General features: G+C 64.5%; 16 protein-coding genes. 7 read left to right on the top strand and 9 right to left on the bottom strand.

Annotated elements, in window-relative coordinates:
• Positions 1-20: 20 nt before the first annotated feature.
• On the bottom strand, positions 21-1250 hold the full coding sequence (locus D8Z78_RS12670; RefSeq protein ID WP_121632899.1) for an MFS transporter: 1230 nt from the start codon (positions 1248-1250) through the stop codon (positions 21-23).
• Positions 1251-1297: 47 nt separating this feature from the next.
• The gene (locus D8Z78_RS12665) at positions 1298-1738 is read right to left on the bottom strand and encodes a cupin domain-containing protein (RefSeq protein WP_240672111.1); all 441 of its coding nucleotides are present in this window, start codon (positions 1736-1738) and stop codon (positions 1298-1300) included.
• Between the two features lie 189 nt (positions 1739-1927).
• Between D8Z78_RS12665 and D8Z78_RS12660 the strand changes: the two genes are divergently transcribed.
• On the top strand, positions 1928-2989 hold the full coding sequence (locus D8Z78_RS12660; RefSeq protein WP_121632897.1) for a YeeE/YedE family protein: 1062 nt from the start codon (positions 1928-1930) through the stop codon (positions 2987-2989).
• Positions 2990-3013: 24 nt separating this feature from the next.
• Here the strand turns inward: D8Z78_RS12660 and D8Z78_RS12655 are convergent, their stop codons facing one another.
• Genes D8Z78_RS12655 through D8Z78_RS12645 form a run of 3 tightly spaced genes read right to left on the bottom strand, consistent with a single transcriptional unit; the run spans position 3014 to position 5267 of the window.
• Positions 3014-3589 (bottom strand): suppressor of fused domain protein, encoded by a 576-nt coding sequence (locus D8Z78_RS12655; protein ID WP_121632895.1) that lies wholly within the window; start codon positions 3587-3589, stop codon positions 3014-3016.
• Entirely contained in the window at positions 3586-4347 is a 762-nt protein-coding gene (locus D8Z78_RS12650; protein ID WP_121632894.1) for an ABC transporter permease, read from the bottom strand. Before D8Z78_RS12650 ends, D8Z78_RS12655 begins: the two co-directional genes overlap by 4 nt.
• The gene (locus D8Z78_RS12645) at positions 4344-5267 is read right to left on the bottom strand and encodes an ABC transporter ATP-binding protein (RefSeq protein ID WP_121632892.1); all 924 of its coding nucleotides are present in this window, start codon (positions 5265-5267) and stop codon (positions 4344-4346) included. The genes D8Z78_RS12650 and D8Z78_RS12645 overlap by 4 nt, the downstream gene beginning before the upstream one ends.
• A gap of 124 nt (positions 5268-5391) precedes the next feature.
• Here D8Z78_RS12645 and D8Z78_RS12640 point away from each other — a divergent pair, with 124 nt between their 5' ends.
• Together D8Z78_RS12640 and D8Z78_RS12635 are read left to right on the top strand one after the other, a co-directional pair.
• A complete protein-coding gene (locus tag D8Z78_RS12640) occupies positions 5392-6366 on the top strand; it encodes a DMT family transporter (protein WP_121632890.1) in 975 nt (324 codons plus the stop codon).
• An 86-nt stretch (positions 6367-6452) separates the two neighbouring features.
• Entirely contained in the window at positions 6453-6698 is a 246-nt protein-coding gene (locus tag D8Z78_RS12635; protein WP_121632888.1) for a hypothetical protein, read from the top strand.
• Between the two features lie 20 nt (positions 6699-6718).
• On the opposite strand, the gene hemE is transcribed toward D8Z78_RS12635, so the two are convergent.
• Positions 6719-7747 carry a uroporphyrinogen decarboxylase gene (gene hemE / locus D8Z78_RS12630; protein WP_121632886.1) on the bottom strand — a complete coding sequence of 343 codons (1029 nt, stop codon included), beginning with the start codon at positions 7745-7747 and terminating at the stop codon, positions 6719-6721.
• Between the two features lie 84 nt (positions 7748-7831).
• Here hemE and hemC point away from each other — a divergent pair, with 84 nt between their 5' ends.
• Together hemC and D8Z78_RS12620 are read left to right on the top strand one after the other, a co-directional pair.
• The gene (gene hemC / locus D8Z78_RS12625; protein ID WP_121632884.1) at positions 7832-8788 is read left to right on the top strand and encodes a hydroxymethylbilane synthase; all 957 of its coding nucleotides are present in this window, start codon (positions 7832-7834) and stop codon (positions 8786-8788) included.
• A 139-nt stretch (positions 8789-8927) separates the two neighbouring features.
• Positions 8928-9782 carry a DUF2189 domain-containing protein gene (locus D8Z78_RS12620; RefSeq protein WP_121632883.1) on the top strand — a complete coding sequence of 285 codons (855 nt, stop codon included), beginning with the start codon at positions 8928-8930 and terminating at the stop codon, positions 9780-9782.
• 38 nt (positions 9783-9820) lie between these two features.
• Here the strand turns inward: D8Z78_RS12620 and D8Z78_RS12615 are convergent, their stop codons facing one another.
• Entirely contained in the window at positions 9821-10801 is a 981-nt protein-coding gene (locus D8Z78_RS12615) for an NAD(P)H-quinone oxidoreductase (protein ID WP_121632881.1), read from the bottom strand.
• 12 nt (positions 10802-10813) lie between these two features.
• Positions 10814-11491 (bottom strand): COQ9 family protein, encoded by a 678-nt coding sequence (locus tag D8Z78_RS12610; RefSeq protein WP_121632879.1) that lies wholly within the window; start codon positions 11489-11491, stop codon positions 10814-10816.
• A 108-nt stretch (positions 11492-11599) separates the two neighbouring features.
• Between D8Z78_RS12610 and rpsU the strand changes: the two genes are divergently transcribed.
• Together rpsU and D8Z78_RS12600 are read left to right on the top strand one after the other, a co-directional pair.
• On the top strand, positions 11600-11806 hold the full coding sequence (gene rpsU, locus D8Z78_RS12605) for a 30S ribosomal protein S21 (protein WP_005614280.1): 207 nt from the start codon (positions 11600-11602) through the stop codon (positions 11804-11806).
• Between the two features lie 180 nt (positions 11807-11986).
• Positions 11987-13696: an alpha/beta hydrolase gene (locus D8Z78_RS12600; RefSeq protein ID WP_164932955.1), complete on the top strand. Its 1710-nt coding sequence runs from the start codon at positions 11987-11989 to the stop codon at positions 13694-13696.
• A gap of 39 nt (positions 13697-13735) precedes the next feature.
• Here the strand turns inward: D8Z78_RS12600 and D8Z78_RS12595 are convergent, their stop codons facing one another.
• Positions 13736-15208, bottom strand: a complete 1473-nt coding sequence (locus tag D8Z78_RS12595) for a serine hydrolase (protein ID WP_420824316.1) — start codon at positions 15206-15208, stop codon at positions 13736-13738.
• Positions 15209-15225 lie beyond the last annotated feature (17 nt).

Here is a 15225-nt window from a genome sequence, read left to right as displayed (position 1 = left end):
TGGGCGCCTCGGGGCCAGACTCATTCGGCGGGGGCCGGGGCCAGTCGGGCAAAGACCGTCTCGTTGCCCGGTTCCGGGTGGCGCGGGATCATCAGCGCCAGTGCCAGCGACGTCGCCGCCATGCCCGCTGCAAGTCCGAATACCGCGCCGGGCGAGACCAGCCAGAGATAGCCCAAGGCCGCAGGCAGGAAGACCGCCGCGATGTGGTTGATGGTGAACGCCACGGCGGCGGTGGGCGCGATGTCGCCCGGATCGGCGATCTTCTGGAAATAGGTCTTCAGCGCCAGTGCCAGCGCAAAGAAGATATGGTCGATCACGTACAGCGTCGCGGCCAGAACCACGCCCCAGCCGAACCAGTAGACCCCGCCATAAAGCAGGAACACCGTGACCAGCCCAACATATTCGAAGGCCAGCGCGTTGCGTTCGCCCCAGTGGTGGACGACTTTGCCGAACACGGGCGCGAGGATCATGTTGGCGATCAGGTTGATCAGGTAAAGCGCGGTCACTTCGTGGACCTCGAAGCCGAACCGCTCGACCATCATGAACCCGGCGAACACGACAAAGATCTGGCGTCGCGCGCCCGCCATGAATTGCAGCGCGTAATACAGCCAGTAGCGACGGCGCAGGATGAACTTCTTGACCTGTGGGTTGGGGGACTCAAACTGCGGGAAGGCCAGCGCGCAATAGCCGACGATCAGCAAGGTCGCGCCCCCGGAGGCCATGTAGACGATATTGTAGGTCAGCCCCAGCGTGTCCCACAGGGCCACGATGATGAGATAGGCAACCAGCGTTGCCGCCGATCCGGCGGCCAGCAGCCAGCCCAGCACCTGCGGCGCGCGGTCCTTGGGCAGCCATTGCAATTGCAGGCTTTGGTTGACCGTCTCGTAATAGTGAAAGCCGATGGACGACAGCAACGTGATCATCATGATCCCGCCCAAGGTCGGGAACCACGCCGTCACCGCCGTCGCCACGCCCAAGAGCGCCAGCGACAACAGCCCCAGCACCTGTTCGCGCATCACCATGATCACGAGGATCACCCCGATGGCAAGAAAGCCCGGGATTTCCCGAACCGTATGCAGCCAGCCGATATCCGAGCCGTCGAACGCCGCCACTTCGATCACGAAGTTATTGAGCAGCGCCGACCACGTGGCAAAGGACAACGGCATGGCCAGCGCCATGAGGAACAGCAGCGTGATCGGACGCCGCCACAGGGGCAAAGTCCGCGCGTCGGAGAGGGCAACGGTTTTCATGCTTTCCGCATATAATTTTCCGACGCGCGTGGCGAGCGTTATTCGCCTTATGCCTCTTGCAACTGCTGCGCGGCGGTGAAGCGGTATTCGACCTCGGAAAAGCGATCCTTGGGGAAGACGTAGAGAAAGCGCAGGCCATCCTCACCGGCAACCGTGTGATGCTCGGCATCGCCCGGCACGAACAGCGCGACGTTCGGCCCGATCTCGTGCGGGATGCCGTCGATGGTCACGACGCCCGACCCCGCAAGGCCGAAATAGACTTCGGCCGGGGTGTGGCGGTGCGCCAGCAGCGTGCCATGCGGGCCGAACTCGGCCACGCCCATCACCATGCCGCTGGTCTCGGTCTTGTCGGCGCTGAAAAGCGTCCTCCACCGCACGGTGCCAAAGGTCGGGTCCTCCCCGCCTTCCAGAGGCGCGTGGTCGGCATTGGCAACCACCGGCATAGCCGCCATTGCGGCAGTCATGGCTTCGGCAAACATATTTTCCATGGCGCACCTCCTGCGTGTTTCGCCGGAAGATGCCAGCACCGCCCGAATCGCTCTTTCCCATGTGCGACCGGCCCTGTCGCGATACGGAGGCCTGAAAGCGGCATCGGTGTCGCGTGTGGACTGATCTGAATCAAGGCGAACGCATGCATGTTTTGGCATCCATGCGCGAAACCGCGACCGGAGCCCGCCATGGATATCGTCCCCCTCATCGACCGCATCGGAGAAAGCCCCACCGCCGCGCTGTTCGGCCTGATCACCGGCATCCTGTTCGGGGTTGCGGCGCAACGTTCGCGCTTTTGTTTGCGCGCGGCGACGGTGGAATTTGCCCGAGGCATGATGAAGGACAAGGTCGCGGTCTGGCTGCTGACTTTTTCGACGGCGGTGGTCTGGGTGCAGGGCGCGCAATTGCTGGGCTATCTCGACACGACCGAGGCGCGCATGATGGCCGTGCCGGGCAGCTGGTCCGGGGCGATCATCGGCGGGTTGCTCTTCGGGATGGGCATGGTTCTGGCGCGCGGCTGTTCGGGGCGCTTGTTGGTGCTGGCCGCCACGGGGAACCTGCGCAGCGTCGTGTCCGGCCTGATCTTTGCGGTGGTCGCGCAGATGTCGCTGACCGGCTGGCTGGCCCCGCTGCGCGACAAGCTGGCAGCGCTGTGGATCACCGGGGGCGGGCGCAACATGGACCTGCTGGCTGCGGCACACCTGCCGCGCGAAGCCGGTCTGGTCATCGGTCTGATCATCGCCCTGATCGCGCTGGAACTGAGCCGCCGCAACAATATCGGCTGGTCACGGCTGGTCTTTGCCTCGGGCGTGGGCTTTGCCGCCGCCGTGGGCTACGCCTTGACCTATACGCTGTCGCAATCGGCCTTTGACCCGGTCCAGATCGAAAGCCTGACATTCACCGGACCGTCGGCCAACACGCTGATGTTCTTCCTCGACCGCAACGCGGCGCTGGAATTCGACGTCGGATTGGTGCCGGGCGTGGTGATCGGCAGCATGGTCTCTGCGATCTTGGCCAAGGAGTTCACCGTACAGGGCTTCGACGGCCCAACGCCCATGCGCAACGCCATGATCGGCGCGGTGATGATGGGGTTTGGCGGGATGCTGGCGGGCGGCTGCGCCATCGGCGCGGGCGTGTCGGGCGGGTCGATCTTTGCCGGAACCGCGTGGCTGGCGCTGTTCTGCATGTGGATCGGCGGGATGACCATGGACGTCGTGATGGGCGGGCGCGGGCAGCCTGCCGTGGTCTAGAACTTTGCCTCCGAAGGTGATGGGTCAGACGACAGCTGCACGCCAAGGATCAAGGTAGTCGATACCAGCGACATCAAACCGGTCTTCGAGGGCATCCAGATCACCGCATTCGTGAAGGAAATCCGCCTCGGCCTTGTGGATGGGCAGAACCCAGAGATGATGCACATAGCCCGACGGTCGTTTCGCGATTTCGAGATCGGGCCCAAAAGGATACGGTTTGCTGAGCAGCAGGTGCGTCATCAGCCCGCTGAGCCACGGCGCGCCGATATCGAACGTCTGGCCGAAGTGGACGGTTGAGACCTTTTCGACGAGGTAGTCCCCAAGCATGAACAGGCATTCCACGTTGCGCGCGTCAGGCTCGGGGCTGACAAGGCACAACTCCAGCCCGTCCCCATCGGCCAATGTGGTTTGGCACAAACCCTGTGTCACGTAGGCCCAACCAGATGTTTGCGGACCGGGACCGATCTGCAGAACATGGAACCCCGGAAGCGTGCCACTCATACGCTGCGGCACGTATTCTGGATCAGGCGCTCGGCTGATCTCATGGCCTTGGAAAAAGCCTGCAACATGCAGGCGTGTGAACATATCGTGCCGGCTCATGAGCGGATGCGCCAGCCGGTTTTGAATATCCACCAGATCACGCCAAGACACAGCGCGCAGAACCCGGCAATCGCCAGAAGGCTGAACCCGATCGGCACATCCGCCATGCCGAAAAACGACCAGCGGAACCCCGAGATCAGGTAGACCACCGGATTGAACAGGGTGATCGTCTGCCAGACCGGCGGCAACATCGAGATCGAGTAGAACGACCCGCCAAGAAAGATCAGCGGCGTCACGATCAGCAGCGGCACCAGTTGCAACTGCTCGAAATTCTTCGCCCAGATGCCGATGATGAAGCCGAACAACGCAAACGAAATCGCCGTCAGGATCAGGAAGCCCAGCATCGCAAACGGGTGCTGGATCGTGATGTCGACGAACAGGAACGAGGTCGCGAGGATCACCAACCCGATGAAAAGCGCCTTGGTCGCCGCCGCGCCGACATAGCCGATGACGATTTCCAGGAAGTTGATAGGCGCGGACAGCAATTCGTAGATCGTGCCGATGAATTTCGGAAAATAGATGCCGAAACTGCCGTTGGAAATCGCCTGCGTGATGACCGACAGCATGATCAGCCCCGGCACGATGAACGCGCCATAGCTGACGCCCTCGACTTGGTCGATACGGCTGCCAATGGCCGCGCCGAAGACCACGAAATAGAGCGAGGTGGAAATCACCGGGCTCAGGAAGCTCTGCATGAGCGTGCGAAAGAACCGCGCCATTTCAAAGCGGTAGATGGATGCGACGGCAGGCCAGTTCATGCGGCATCTCCTTCGACCAGCCCGACGAAGATATCCTCGAGCGAGTTCTGACGGGTCGACACATCGCGGACATACAGCCCAGCCCCCGACAGGTCGGCCATCAACCGCCCGATGCCGGTGCGTTCGGCGTTGATGTCATAGCTGTAGACCAGCGTGGTCTCGTCCTTGAGCACAAGGTCATAGTCCGAGAGGACGTCCGGCACGGATGAAATCGGCTCGGTCAGGTCGATGGTCAGGCTTTTTTGCCCCATGCGTTCCATCAGCGAATCCTTGTCCTCGACCAGCAGGATTTGGCCCTTGTCGATGACAGCCACGCGGTCGGCGATGGCCTCGGCCTCTTCGATGTAATGCGTCGTCAGGATGATGGTCACACCGTCCTGCCGCAACTCCTCGACGATGGCCCACATGTCGCGGCGCAGTTCGACGTCCACGCCTGCGGTCGGTTCGTCGAGGAACAACACGCGCGGTTCGTGGCTGAGCGCCTTGGCGATCAGCACCCGGCGCTTCATCCCGCCCGACAGTTCCTTGACCGCCGCGCCGCGCTTGTCCCACAGCGACAGCTTGCGCAGGATGTCTTCGATCAGCGCATCGTTGCGCCGCAACCCGAACAACCCGCGCGAAAAGGCCACCGTATTGGCGACCTTCTCGAAGGGTTCGAGGTTGATTTCCTGCGGGACCAACCCGATCAGGTTGCGCGCCTGCCGGTAGTCCTTGACCACGTCATGGCCACCCACCCGGATCGTGCCGGAGGTGGGCTGCGTGATGCCGCAAATCGCTGAAATCAGGGTCGTTTTTCCGGCCCCGTTCGGCCCGAGCAAGGCGAGAATCTCGCCTTCGCGGATTTGCAGGGAGGCCCCGCGCAGCGCCTCGAAACCGCCTTCGTATGTCTTCCGGGCGTCCCGGATATCAACCATGTCCATCGGAAACTCCTTTGCGCGCAAGTTAGCGCCACCGGCGGGATGTGCAATCGTGCGTGGCTGCACAAAGACCATGCATGTCGCAAACAGGCTGGTGCCGACGCACGGACCGGGATAGGGCAATTGCATGACAAACGCATTGAACCGCCCCGGCCTCGGTATCCTGTTCATCTGCCTTGGCGTGGTGGCCATTTCGATCAACGACATGCTGATCAAGCTGCTCTCGGGCGGCTACCCCCTGCACCAGATGGTCTTTGCCCGCTCCGCCATCGGGCTGATCTTTACCATCGGTTTGCTGATGTACGAGGGCGGGCCCCGGCTGCTGCGCACCTCGATGCCGGGCTTTCACGCGCTGCGCGGATTGCTGGTGGTGCTGGCGAACATGACCTTCTACGCCGCCGTTGCCGTGCTGCCCTTGGGCCAAGCCACGGCGCTGTTCTTTGTTGCGCCCCTGTTCATCACGGTGCTGTCGATCCCCCTGCTGGGAGAGCAGGTCGGCGCATGGCGGATCGGCGCGGTGCTGGTCGGCTTTGCTGGCGTGCTGATCATGCAGCAACCGTGGAAAGCCGACCTCGACGCATCCCGCCTTGTGCTGCTGTTGCCGGTGATCGCCGCTGGCATGTACGCATTGATGCAGGTGCTGACACGCAAACTGGGCGCGACGATGCGCGCCTCGGCCATGGCGATCTACATACAGGGCACCTTCCTGATCGTTTCGGCGGGGTTCTTCCTGATCGCGGGCGACGGGCGCTTTGCCGAGGGCGTCACCAATGACAGCCTGATCTTCCTGCTGCGGGCTTGGGTCTGGCCCACGTCCGAGGACTGGCCGGTCTTCATCGGGCTCGGCCTGTGTTCCGGGATCGTGGGCTACTGCCTCAGCGCCGCCTACCGCATGGCCGACGCAGCCACGATCGCACCGTTCGAGTATGTCGGCCTGCCGCTGGCCATCCTGTGGGGCTGGTCGTTCTTTGACGAATGGCCATCCATCGCCACATGGGCGGGCTGCGCGCTGATCATCGGCGCGGGTCTGACCGTCTTCATCCGCGAGCAGATCCGCAACCGCCCACAACCGGGCCGCCGCGCCCGCTGGGGGCGCAGATAGGGTCCGGGAATCCGGACCTGTCGTGACGCCACACAACCTGTACCCTGCCCCTGTTCCACTCAATTCAATTCACAGGAGGCACTCTTTTGGCCGACGAATTCCAATTCAAGAAACCCATTCCCGCCGTTCTCACCGACGATGGCTTTGAACCTCAGGCCTTCGAGGACCCGAGCTTCGGCAAGGAGGCGCCGCCGGTCTTCGAGGACCCAAGCTTTGGCTTCAGCCCGCAATCCTACCTGAAAATCCCCGACATCGCCGGGGAAAGCCAGCGCCTGCCGTTCACCGAGGATGGCTTTGTCCCGCTCGCGTTCGAAGACCCGAGCTTTGGCTAGTCCGACAACGATCCGCAGCGTCAGCCGTTGCGGATCGTATCGATCATCAGTTTGACATTCTCCGGGTCGGCATCCGGCGTGATCCCGTGCCCGAGGTTGAAGATGTGCGGGCCACCGGACAGCGCCTTGACCACGTGCCGGATCTCGTCGATCAGGCCCTGACCGCCGGTCACCATGTGCGTGTTCTTCAGGTTGCCCTGCACGCAACCCGCCGGTTGGACATGTTCGGCCACCCATTCCGGCGTGACGCTGTCATCGACCGCAACGCAATCCGCGCCGGTCGCCTTGTGAAAGCCGATATACTTGTCGCCCGCCTGACGCGGGAAGGCGATGACCGGCAGACCGGGAAAGCGCGCCTTCATCTCTTGGGTGATGATCCGGGCAGGTTCGAGGGCATACTTGTCGAAATCCTCGCCCTTGAGGCTGCCTGCCCAGCTGTCGAAGATCTTGACCACCTCGGCCCCGGCCTCGACCTGCTTGGAGAGGTAGTCGATGGTGCCTTCGGTCAGCCGCTCGATGATCTTTTCGAAGAGCGCGCGGTTCTCGGCCTTGAGCGCATGCGCCGGTCCCTGATCCGGCGTTCCTTTCCCGGCAATCATGTAGGTCGCCACGGTCCAGGGCGCGCCCGCAAAGCCGATCAGCGTCGTCTCGGCAGGCAGTTCCTTCGACAGGATCTTCACCGTTTCATAGACCGGGTTCAGCGTGTCGTGGATCATCTCGCCCTTGCCCAGCTTGTCGAACTCGGCATCGGTGGTGATCGTGGACAGGCGCGGCCCCTCGCCGGTGACGAACCACAGGTCCGCCCCCAATGCCTGCGGCAACAACAGGATATCGGCGAACAGGATCGCCGCGTCGAAGCCGTAGCGCCGGATCGGCTGCAAGGTCACCTCGGCGGCCAGTTCCGGATTGTAGCACAGCGACAGGAAATCCCCCGCCTGCGCGCGCGTCGCGCGGTATTCCGGCAGGTAGCGCCCCGCCTGCCGCATCATCCAGATCGGCGGGGTGGGCAGGGTCTCGCCCGCAAGGGCGCGCAGGATCGTCTTGGTCATCGGGGCATCCTTCTGGTCTTGTCCTGTCAATAGGACATGACAGTTCCCATTGCCAGCGATCTTCCTGCCGCATAAACCTCGCATATGACCATCGATCTGCCCTCCCCCGCTGAACCGCTGAAAATCGGCACCCGTGGCTCGCCTTTGGCGCTGGCGCAGGCGCATGAGACGCGCCGCAGGCTGGCTGCTGCGTTTGCCCTGCCCGAAGACGCCTTCGAGATCGTGGTCATCAAGACCACGGGCGATGACCGCGCGATGATCGCGGCGGACCGGCCATTGAAGGAGATCGGGAACAAGGGGCTGTTCACCCGTGAGATCGAGGAACAGCTGAGTTCCGGCGGCATCGACATCGCCGTGCACTCGATGAAGGATATGCCCACCGAACAGCCCGAGGGGCTGGTGCTGGACTGCTACCTGCCGCGCGAGGATGTCCGCGACGCGTTCATCCGTCCCGGCGGCGGGTCGATCCATGACCTGCCCGAGGGCGCGGTGGTCGGCTCGTCCTCGCTGCGGCGGCGGGCGCAACTGCTGCATCGTCGACCCGACCTGCAGGTGGTCGAGTTCCGGGGCAACGTGCAGACCCGGCTGAAGAAACTGCACGAAGGCGTGGCCGAGGCGACGTTCCTTGCCTGCGCCGGTCTGAACCGGCTGGGGATGGCGGATGTCCCCATGACGCCCATCGCCCCCGAGGACATGCTGCCCGCCGTGGCGCAAGGCGCCATCGGCATCGAGCGCCGTCAGGATGACGACCGCACGGCGCAAATGCTGGCGGCCATCCACGACACGCCTACGGGGCAGCGTCTTGCCGCCGAGCGCGCCTTTCTCGCGCAGTTGGACGGCTCCTGCGAGACGCCGATTGCCGCGCTGGCCGAACTGCTGGGCGACAACCTGCGCCTGCGCGGCGAGATCCTGAAACCCGACGGGTCCGAGGCCTATGCGGACGAGATCACCGGCCCCATCGCCGAAGGGCCGGAGCTTGGTCGGGCACTAGCCAAACGGCTTCTTGACCGCGCCGGGGACGGGTTCTTTGCCTGGAAATGAGCCCGTCGCGGCACTGTGAGACGACAGGCCGCGCAACATATGCTACCTTTTGCCACAGCATGCCATCAACGGGACGTCCCGGGTATGCATCCGGGGCCTTCTGTCGATGCAGCATGCTGCGATCTGAAGGAGTACGCACATGGCAAAGACCATCGGAAACCCCCTATCCTGGACCGCACAATCCCTGGGCCGCGCGGGGTCTCACGTGGCGACCGGCACGCAGCGGCTGGGCAGCGAGACGCAGGCCCCGCCGGACATCCGCAAACTGACGGCGCAAGACCTCGGACTGGCGCTGCGCGCGGGCTGGGAAGACTTCAAGGCCTGCCGCAGCGACGTGATGTTCATCGCCCTGATGTATCCGGTCATCGGACTGTTGCTGATCGGCATGGCGACCCGGATGGAACTGGTGCCACTGATGTTTCCGCTGATCATGGGTTTTGCCCTGATCGGCCCGGTGGCGGCGGTGGGCGTCTACGAACTCAGCCGCATGCGCGAAGAGGGTCGGCCCGTGCATTGGTACAGCGCCTTCAGAGTGGTGGAGCGGCCACGGTTCGGCGCGATCCTGATGTTCGGCCTCTATCTAGCGGCGCTGCTGGTGGCGTGGATGCTGGCGGCGGGCATGTTGCATGATCTGATCATGGGGCCCGGCATCCCGACCAGCATCGGCGCCTTTCTCGCAAGCGTTCTGGGCACGGCTGACGGCTGGTTCCTGATCATCATCGGCTGCGGCGTGGGCGCGTTGTTTGCGGTGGCGGTGCTGGCGGTCTCGGTGGTCACGGTGCCGCTCTTGATGGACCGCGCGACCGGCTTGCCGGTGGCGATCACGACATCGGTCCGGGTGACGCGGGAAAATCCGCGCGTGATCCTTGGCTGGGGGGTGATCGTCGGTGCCGCATTGGTGGCGGGGGCGATCCCGTTCCTGCTGGGTCTGGTCGTTGCGCTGCCCGTGCTGGGCCACGCAACGTGGCACCTGTATCGCCGCGCGGTAGTGTGAAACGGAAAGTAGGATGGGTGATCACCCATCCTACCCCATCAAACCTTGAGAACGATCTTGCCGATATGGCCCGAGCTTTCCATCCGGGCATGGGCGTCGCAGGCCCGGTCCAAGGGGAACTCGGAATCCATGACCGGCGCGACCTTTCCGGCATCCAGCAGCGGCCAGACCTGCTCACGCAGGCTTTCGGCGATCCGCCCCTTGGAAAGGTCGCTTTGCGGGCGCAGGGTGCTGCCGGTGATCGTCAGGCGACGGGTCATGACCTGCGCAAAGTTCAACTCGACCTTCGGACCTTGCAGGAAGGCGATCTGGACGAGACGCCCGTCATCAGCCAAGGCCTTGATATTGCGCGGGATGTAATCACCACCCACCATGTCCAGGATCAGGTCTGCCCCGCCTTCGGCGCGCAGCACCTCGACGAAATCCTCATCCCGGTAGTTGATCGCGCGCTCTGCGCCCAGATCGGTGCAGGCCGCGCATTTCTCAGGCGAACCGGCCGTGACGAAGACCCGCGCGCCGAAATGGCGCGCCAACTGGATCGCCGTCGTCCCGATCCCGGATGAGCCGCCGTGAAGCAGGAACCGCTCTCCGGCCTTCAGCCCGCCGCGCTGGAAGACGTTGGACCAGACCGTAAAGAAGGTCTCGGGCAGGCAGGCGGCTTCCTTCATGCCCATGCCTTGCGGAACCGGCAGGCAATGCGCCGCCGGGGTGGCCACGTACTCGGCATAGCCCCCGCCCGGCAGCAGCGCACAGACCTTGTCGCCTATGGCGGGCCAGCCGACGCCGTCACCGACCGCGACCACCTCGCCCGAGGCTTCGAGGCCCGGCAAGTCCGACGCCCCCTTGGGCGGGTCGTACATCCCCGCCCGCTGCAGGGCGTCGGGGCGATTGACCCCGGCATAGGCGACCTTGATCACCACCTGACCGGCCCCGGCCTCAGGCATCGGCCGCGTGACCGGTTTGAGAACCTCGGGGCCACCTGCCGTGGTGATCTCTACTGCGCGCATCGTGTCTGACATAGTCTTCCCGTCTTATCCCTGTTTGCCGACCGAACCGGGCAGATCGCTGCGGACCCCGGGGGCTTTCAGCCCGGAAAGCAGCGCCATCGGCCCGGCCATCAGCTTGCCCAGAACAGGGTGGTCCTGCACCCCGGCCTTTACCTTTTCAAACCGCATCACGTCCTCGATCCGGCGGTCGAGGAACTCCCACGTTGCCTCTGCCCCGAGCGAGTCGTCGCCCAGCCAGAACAGCACCGTCGAGGAGTAGACCGCCGACAGGGTCGCGCGTTTCGAGTACCAGTTGTAATCCTCCGACGTGTCGCCCAGCGCGGTCCAGATCGCATCCGCGGTGCCCCAGATCAGCTTGGCCCCGTCCGGCGCATAGATCGGCAGCGCGAACAGCGTCGTCCCACGCCGCACCGCCTCGCGGTCGGCATCCTCGATCCGGGCGCGCACGGCAAAGGCCACGCGGTCGCGGAACCGCATCTCCGACAGGTCGGCGGCCTCGATCCGGCGCAGCATCTCGGCATCGCCGGCCTTGTGATAGGCCACGGCAAGATCGACCGCACCGCGCGGGAACAGCCCGCGCGCCACGACCGGGTCCACCCCGGCATCGTCGACCGCGGCGCGGAACGTCGTTTCGGACCAGCCATCAAAGGCCACGTGCATCAGCGCGGCGTCCAGCAGGCGGGTTTCGATGCTCTCGGTCATGGCAATCTCCCAAATCGTCGTTACCCTAGACAAATAGTCCGAGGCTTGCTATAGGGCCACCTCCTGCAAATCCTTGCAACTTCAACTTAGAAAGGTGGTGACAACCACATGCAGGTTAGTGTTCGCGACAACAATGTCGATCAGGCGCTTCGTGCCCTGAAGAAAAAGCTGCAGCGCGAAGGCGTTTTCCGCGAAATGAAGCTCAAGCAACATTTCGAGAAGCCGTCCGAGAAGAAAGCACGCGAGAAGGCCGAGGCGATTCGCCGGGCCCGCAAGCTGGCGCGCAAGAAAGCCCAACGCGAAGGGCTGCTGTAAGCGACCGAACGCTTTTGATCCCTCGGCAACGGGGGATAGAGGTTTGAGGAACCCCCGCCCGCGCGGGGGTTTTTCTTTGTCCAGCGGGTCAAACTGGTGGAATGCCTGCCTTGTGATGCGGGGCCCGACGCGATGTAATGCGCGCAGCGAAACGACAGGATGGACCCGATGCGCCCCTTCATGCGGCTGATTCTCTGCGCGATGTTGACCTTGCCCGGCTTGGCCGCGGCGCAGGATATCGCGAGGCTGATCACGCTGGATACCCTTGTCGAGGACGACCCCCTCGCCGCCCTGCAAGAGGTCGATGACGTATTGCGCACCCCCGAAGTGCTGGGCACGCCGCCCGATCTGCGCATTCTTCTCGACCTGCTGCAACTGCGCGCCGAACTGCTGGAACAGCTGGGCTATGGCATGGCCGCCGGTGACGCGTGGGCGCATGTGGGCCGCACGCGCAACTTTTCCCGGGCCGAACTGGGGCTGGACCCAGTGCCCGCATACCACCGCGCGGCCGATCTGTATGAGGCGCAGGGCGCGCTCGGACATGCCCAGCGCGTGCTCGAAGCGGCGATCGCCGCCGAAACCGAAACCGGGCGCGATGGCGCGGCCCTGTATGCGCTCTATGAGCGGCTGGCCCGCATCGCCACGCAGGATGGGCGGCTGGAGGCGGCCGCCAATGCCCGCGCCGCGATGGAGGCGCTGGATGGCCCGGCGCTGGAATCCAGCGGCGAGGGTGATGCCAATGCCTTTGTCGCGATCGACGTCTATTATGCCACAGACCGGGCGCGCTCTGGCTCGGACGTGCCGACCGAATTCTATACGGGCCAGCGCGCCGACCGGTTGGAACTGGGCATTGCCACGGTCAGCATCCCCGACACCCATGTTCCGGGCGTGGTCGAGCGGCCCTCGGTCTGGCGGCTGGATTTCGCGCCAAACCCGACCAAACACGTGCTGCTGCAAAAGGTCGAACCTGTCGATCCCGACAGCTATTTCGGGCGCCTGCAAGGCGCGGTGAGCGACGTTCCCGGGCGTGACCTGTTCGTCTATATCCACGGCTACAACCACAGTTTCGAATATGCCACGCAGCGGGCCGCGCAGATCGCCCATGACATGGGCGACAGCGCCGTGCCGGTGCTGTTCAGCTGGCCGTCGCGCGACACCACCATGGGCTATATCGCCGATGCCGCCGTGGTGCGCCTGTCTGGCCGTCGCCTCGCCGATTTCCTCGAAGAGCTGGTGGCCCGGTCCGGGGCCGAGTCGATCCACGTTCTGGCCCATTCCATGGGCAGCCGCGCCCTGACCGACGCGCTGGAGATCATGGCCCTGCGGCGCGGCGCGCAACCGGGCGACGATCCCGTCTTTGGCCAGATCATGTTTGCCGCACCCGATGTCGATGCCCAGCTGTTCGCGGCGATGGCGCGCACCTTCCGCCCGCTGGCCAAGCGGCTGACACTCTATGCCTCGTCGACCGACTGGGCGCTGGTCTCGTCGCGCAAGCTGCACGGCTCGGCCCCGCGTGCGGGGCTGGGGGGGGACGTGCTGGTGGGGTCGGATGCCTTCGACAGCGTCGACATGACCTCGCTGGGCGAGGACATGCTGGCGCATAACTATTTCTCGAATGACAGTTCCGTTCTGGCGGACATGGTCACGCTGTTCTGGCGCGACACCCCGCCCGAACGCCGCTGCGGTTTGCAGCAACGGGGCGGGCTGGCCTCGGTCTGGGTCTATCGCAAGGGCGCCTGCCCGACCAATGACCTGATCGGCGTGATCTCGAACCTTCGCCATGCGGGCATGCGCGACCCCGAAAAGGTCCGGGCGCTGGTGCCGCAATTGCTGGGCGAACCGGATCGCAGCCAACTGGTGCTGTCGGTGCTGGAGTCCGTGCTGAAATGAGCCCAGAGGTCCCGGGTCTGCGCCCGGGACGGGGAGATCTCAGCTCGGCCCGATCATGAAGCAGGTGACCTGCCGCGCCTGAAGCCGTTTGCAGGCCAGTTCCGCCCCGTCCCGCGTCAGACCCATGAAATTGGCGTCGAAGCCGCTTTTGCCGCGCGTCACCTTGCGCAGCGCGCCGTCCAGCGTCGAGGTCTCCGCCAATGCGGTCTTCAGCAGGACCTTTTCCGCCAGAAACTGGTTCGGATAGCGCCCGACATTGATGCCCCAATGCCGTTCGCCAGAGGTGGAAAAGCGTGTGACGACCTCGGCTTCACGCGCGAGCGTCGGCTTGTCCTTGACCGGCTTGGGCGGCGCAACCGCCGCCACGACAACACGCGGGCGCGCCACGGGGGCGACTGGCTCCGGGGCTGGCTCTGCCTCGGTTGCGGCGACCGATTGCACCTCTTTGAGAACATTCTCGATGTCCTGCTCGATCCCGGCGACCAGCGGCGCGACATCGGGGATGTCCGGAGCGGGTCGGGCCACCGGGCGCAGGCTGCGATTGACCGCAGCCGCTGCTACTCGGATCGACTTGGCGCGCGCGCCGGGCGTTGGATCGGGGTCGGAATTGTCGGCAATCACCACCTGAGGGACCGCCGCGCCCTTGCCCATGTAGGGCGGCTTGCCCGGTGCGACAAAGGCCACCCGTTGCGGCGTGCGCTGAAACCCGAGGTCGAGCAGTTCCGCAACCTTGGCATTGCGCGACGCGGTGGACCGCCCGCCGAACACCGTCGCGATCACCCGCTGGCTGCCGCGCTCGGCCGAGGCGACAAGGTTGAAGCCTGCCGCGCGGGTGTAGCCCGTCTTGATCCCGTCGGCGCCCCTGTAGGACGACAGCAGGCGCGAATTGGTGTGGCTGACCGTGCGCACCCCGGCATCCGCCGTGCGGCGCGAGAACAGGTTATAATATTGCGGGTAGTCATAGATCATGTGCCGCCCAAGGATCGTCATGTCGCGCGCCGTCGACAGGTGGCCGGATTGGGTCAGGCCATGCGCGTTCTTGAACGTTGTCTTGGTCATGCCGATGGCTTTGGCGGTCCGGTTCATCCGTGCGGCAAAGGCCGCCTCGGACCCTGCGATCGCCTCGCCGATGGCGGTGGCCGCGTCATTGGCCGACTTCACGGCCGCGGCGCGCACGAGATAGCGCAGGGCGATCTTTTGCCCGGCGCGCAGGCCCAGCTTCGACGGCTCCTCGGCGGCGGCCTTGGCCGAGACGGTGACCAGCGTGTCCATGCTGAGTTCGCCGTTCTGCACCGCCTCGAAGGCGACATAGAGCGTCATCATCTTGGTCAGCGATGCGGGATGCAGGCGGGTATTGGCGTTGGTCTCATGCAGGACCTTGCCGGTTCGGGCGTCCATCACCATCGCCGCATAGGGCGCAGCCCGTGCCGATAACGGCACCAGCAATGCCAGCCAGATGAACGTGATTAGATACAGGCCCAACCGGCCCGTCTGCCTGCGACGTCCCGTCACGATGTTCCGCCTTTCTG

The sequence above is a fragment of the Tropicibacter alexandrii genome (genome assembly GCF_003667315.2).
Lineage (GTDB): Bacteria > Pseudomonadota > Alphaproteobacteria > Rhodobacterales > Rhodobacteraceae > Tropicibacter > Tropicibacter alexandrii.
This window is presented reverse-complemented; position numbering and strand designations above follow the sequence as displayed.

Bases quoted from the DNA above. Each gene is read 5' to 3' on its own strand.
- D8Z78_RS12670 (WP_121632899.1), bottom strand. From the start codon at position 1,250: ATGAAAACCGTTGCCCTCTCCGACGCGCGGACTTTGCCCCTGTGGCGG.
- D8Z78_RS12665 (WP_240672111.1), bottom strand. From the start codon at position 1,738: ATGGAAAATATGTTTGCCGAAGCCATGACTGCCGCAATGGCGGCTATG.
- D8Z78_RS12660 (WP_121632897.1), top strand. From the start codon at position 1,928: ATGGATATCGTCCCCCTCATCGACCGCATCGGAGAAAGCCCCACCGCC.
- D8Z78_RS12655 (WP_121632895.1), bottom strand. From the start codon at position 3,589: ATGAGCCGGCACGATATGTTCACACGCCTGCATGTTGCAGGCTTTTTC.
- D8Z78_RS12650 (WP_121632894.1), bottom strand. From the start codon at position 4,347: ATGAACTGGCCTGCCGTCGCATCCATCTACCGCTTTGAAATGGCGCGG.
- D8Z78_RS12645 (WP_121632892.1), bottom strand. From the start codon at position 5,267: ATGGACATGGTTGATATCCGGGACGCCCGGAAGACATACGAAGGCGGT.
- D8Z78_RS12640 (WP_121632890.1), top strand. From the start codon at position 5,392: ATGACAAACGCATTGAACCGCCCCGGCCTCGGTATCCTGTTCATCTGC.
- hemE (WP_121632886.1), bottom strand. From the start codon at position 7,747: ATGACCAAGACGATCCTGCGCGCCCTTGCGGGCGAGACCCTGCCCACC.
- hemC (WP_121632884.1), top strand. From the start codon at position 7,832: ATGACCATCGATCTGCCCTCCCCCGCTGAACCGCTGAAAATCGGCACC.
- D8Z78_RS12620 (WP_121632883.1), top strand. From the start codon at position 8,928: ATGGCAAAGACCATCGGAAACCCCCTATCCTGGACCGCACAATCCCTG.
- D8Z78_RS12615 (WP_121632881.1), bottom strand. From the start codon at position 10,801: ATGTCAGACACGATGCGCGCAGTAGAGATCACCACGGCAGGTGGCCCC.
- D8Z78_RS12610 (WP_121632879.1), bottom strand. From the start codon at position 11,491: ATGACCGAGAGCATCGAAACCCGCCTGCTGGACGCCGCGCTGATGCAC.
- rpsU (WP_005614280.1), top strand. From the start codon at position 11,600: ATGCAGGTTAGTGTTCGCGACAACAATGTCGATCAGGCGCTTCGTGCC.
- D8Z78_RS12600 (WP_164932955.1), top strand. From the start codon at position 11,987: ATGCGGCTGATTCTCTGCGCGATGTTGACCTTGCCCGGCTTGGCCGCG.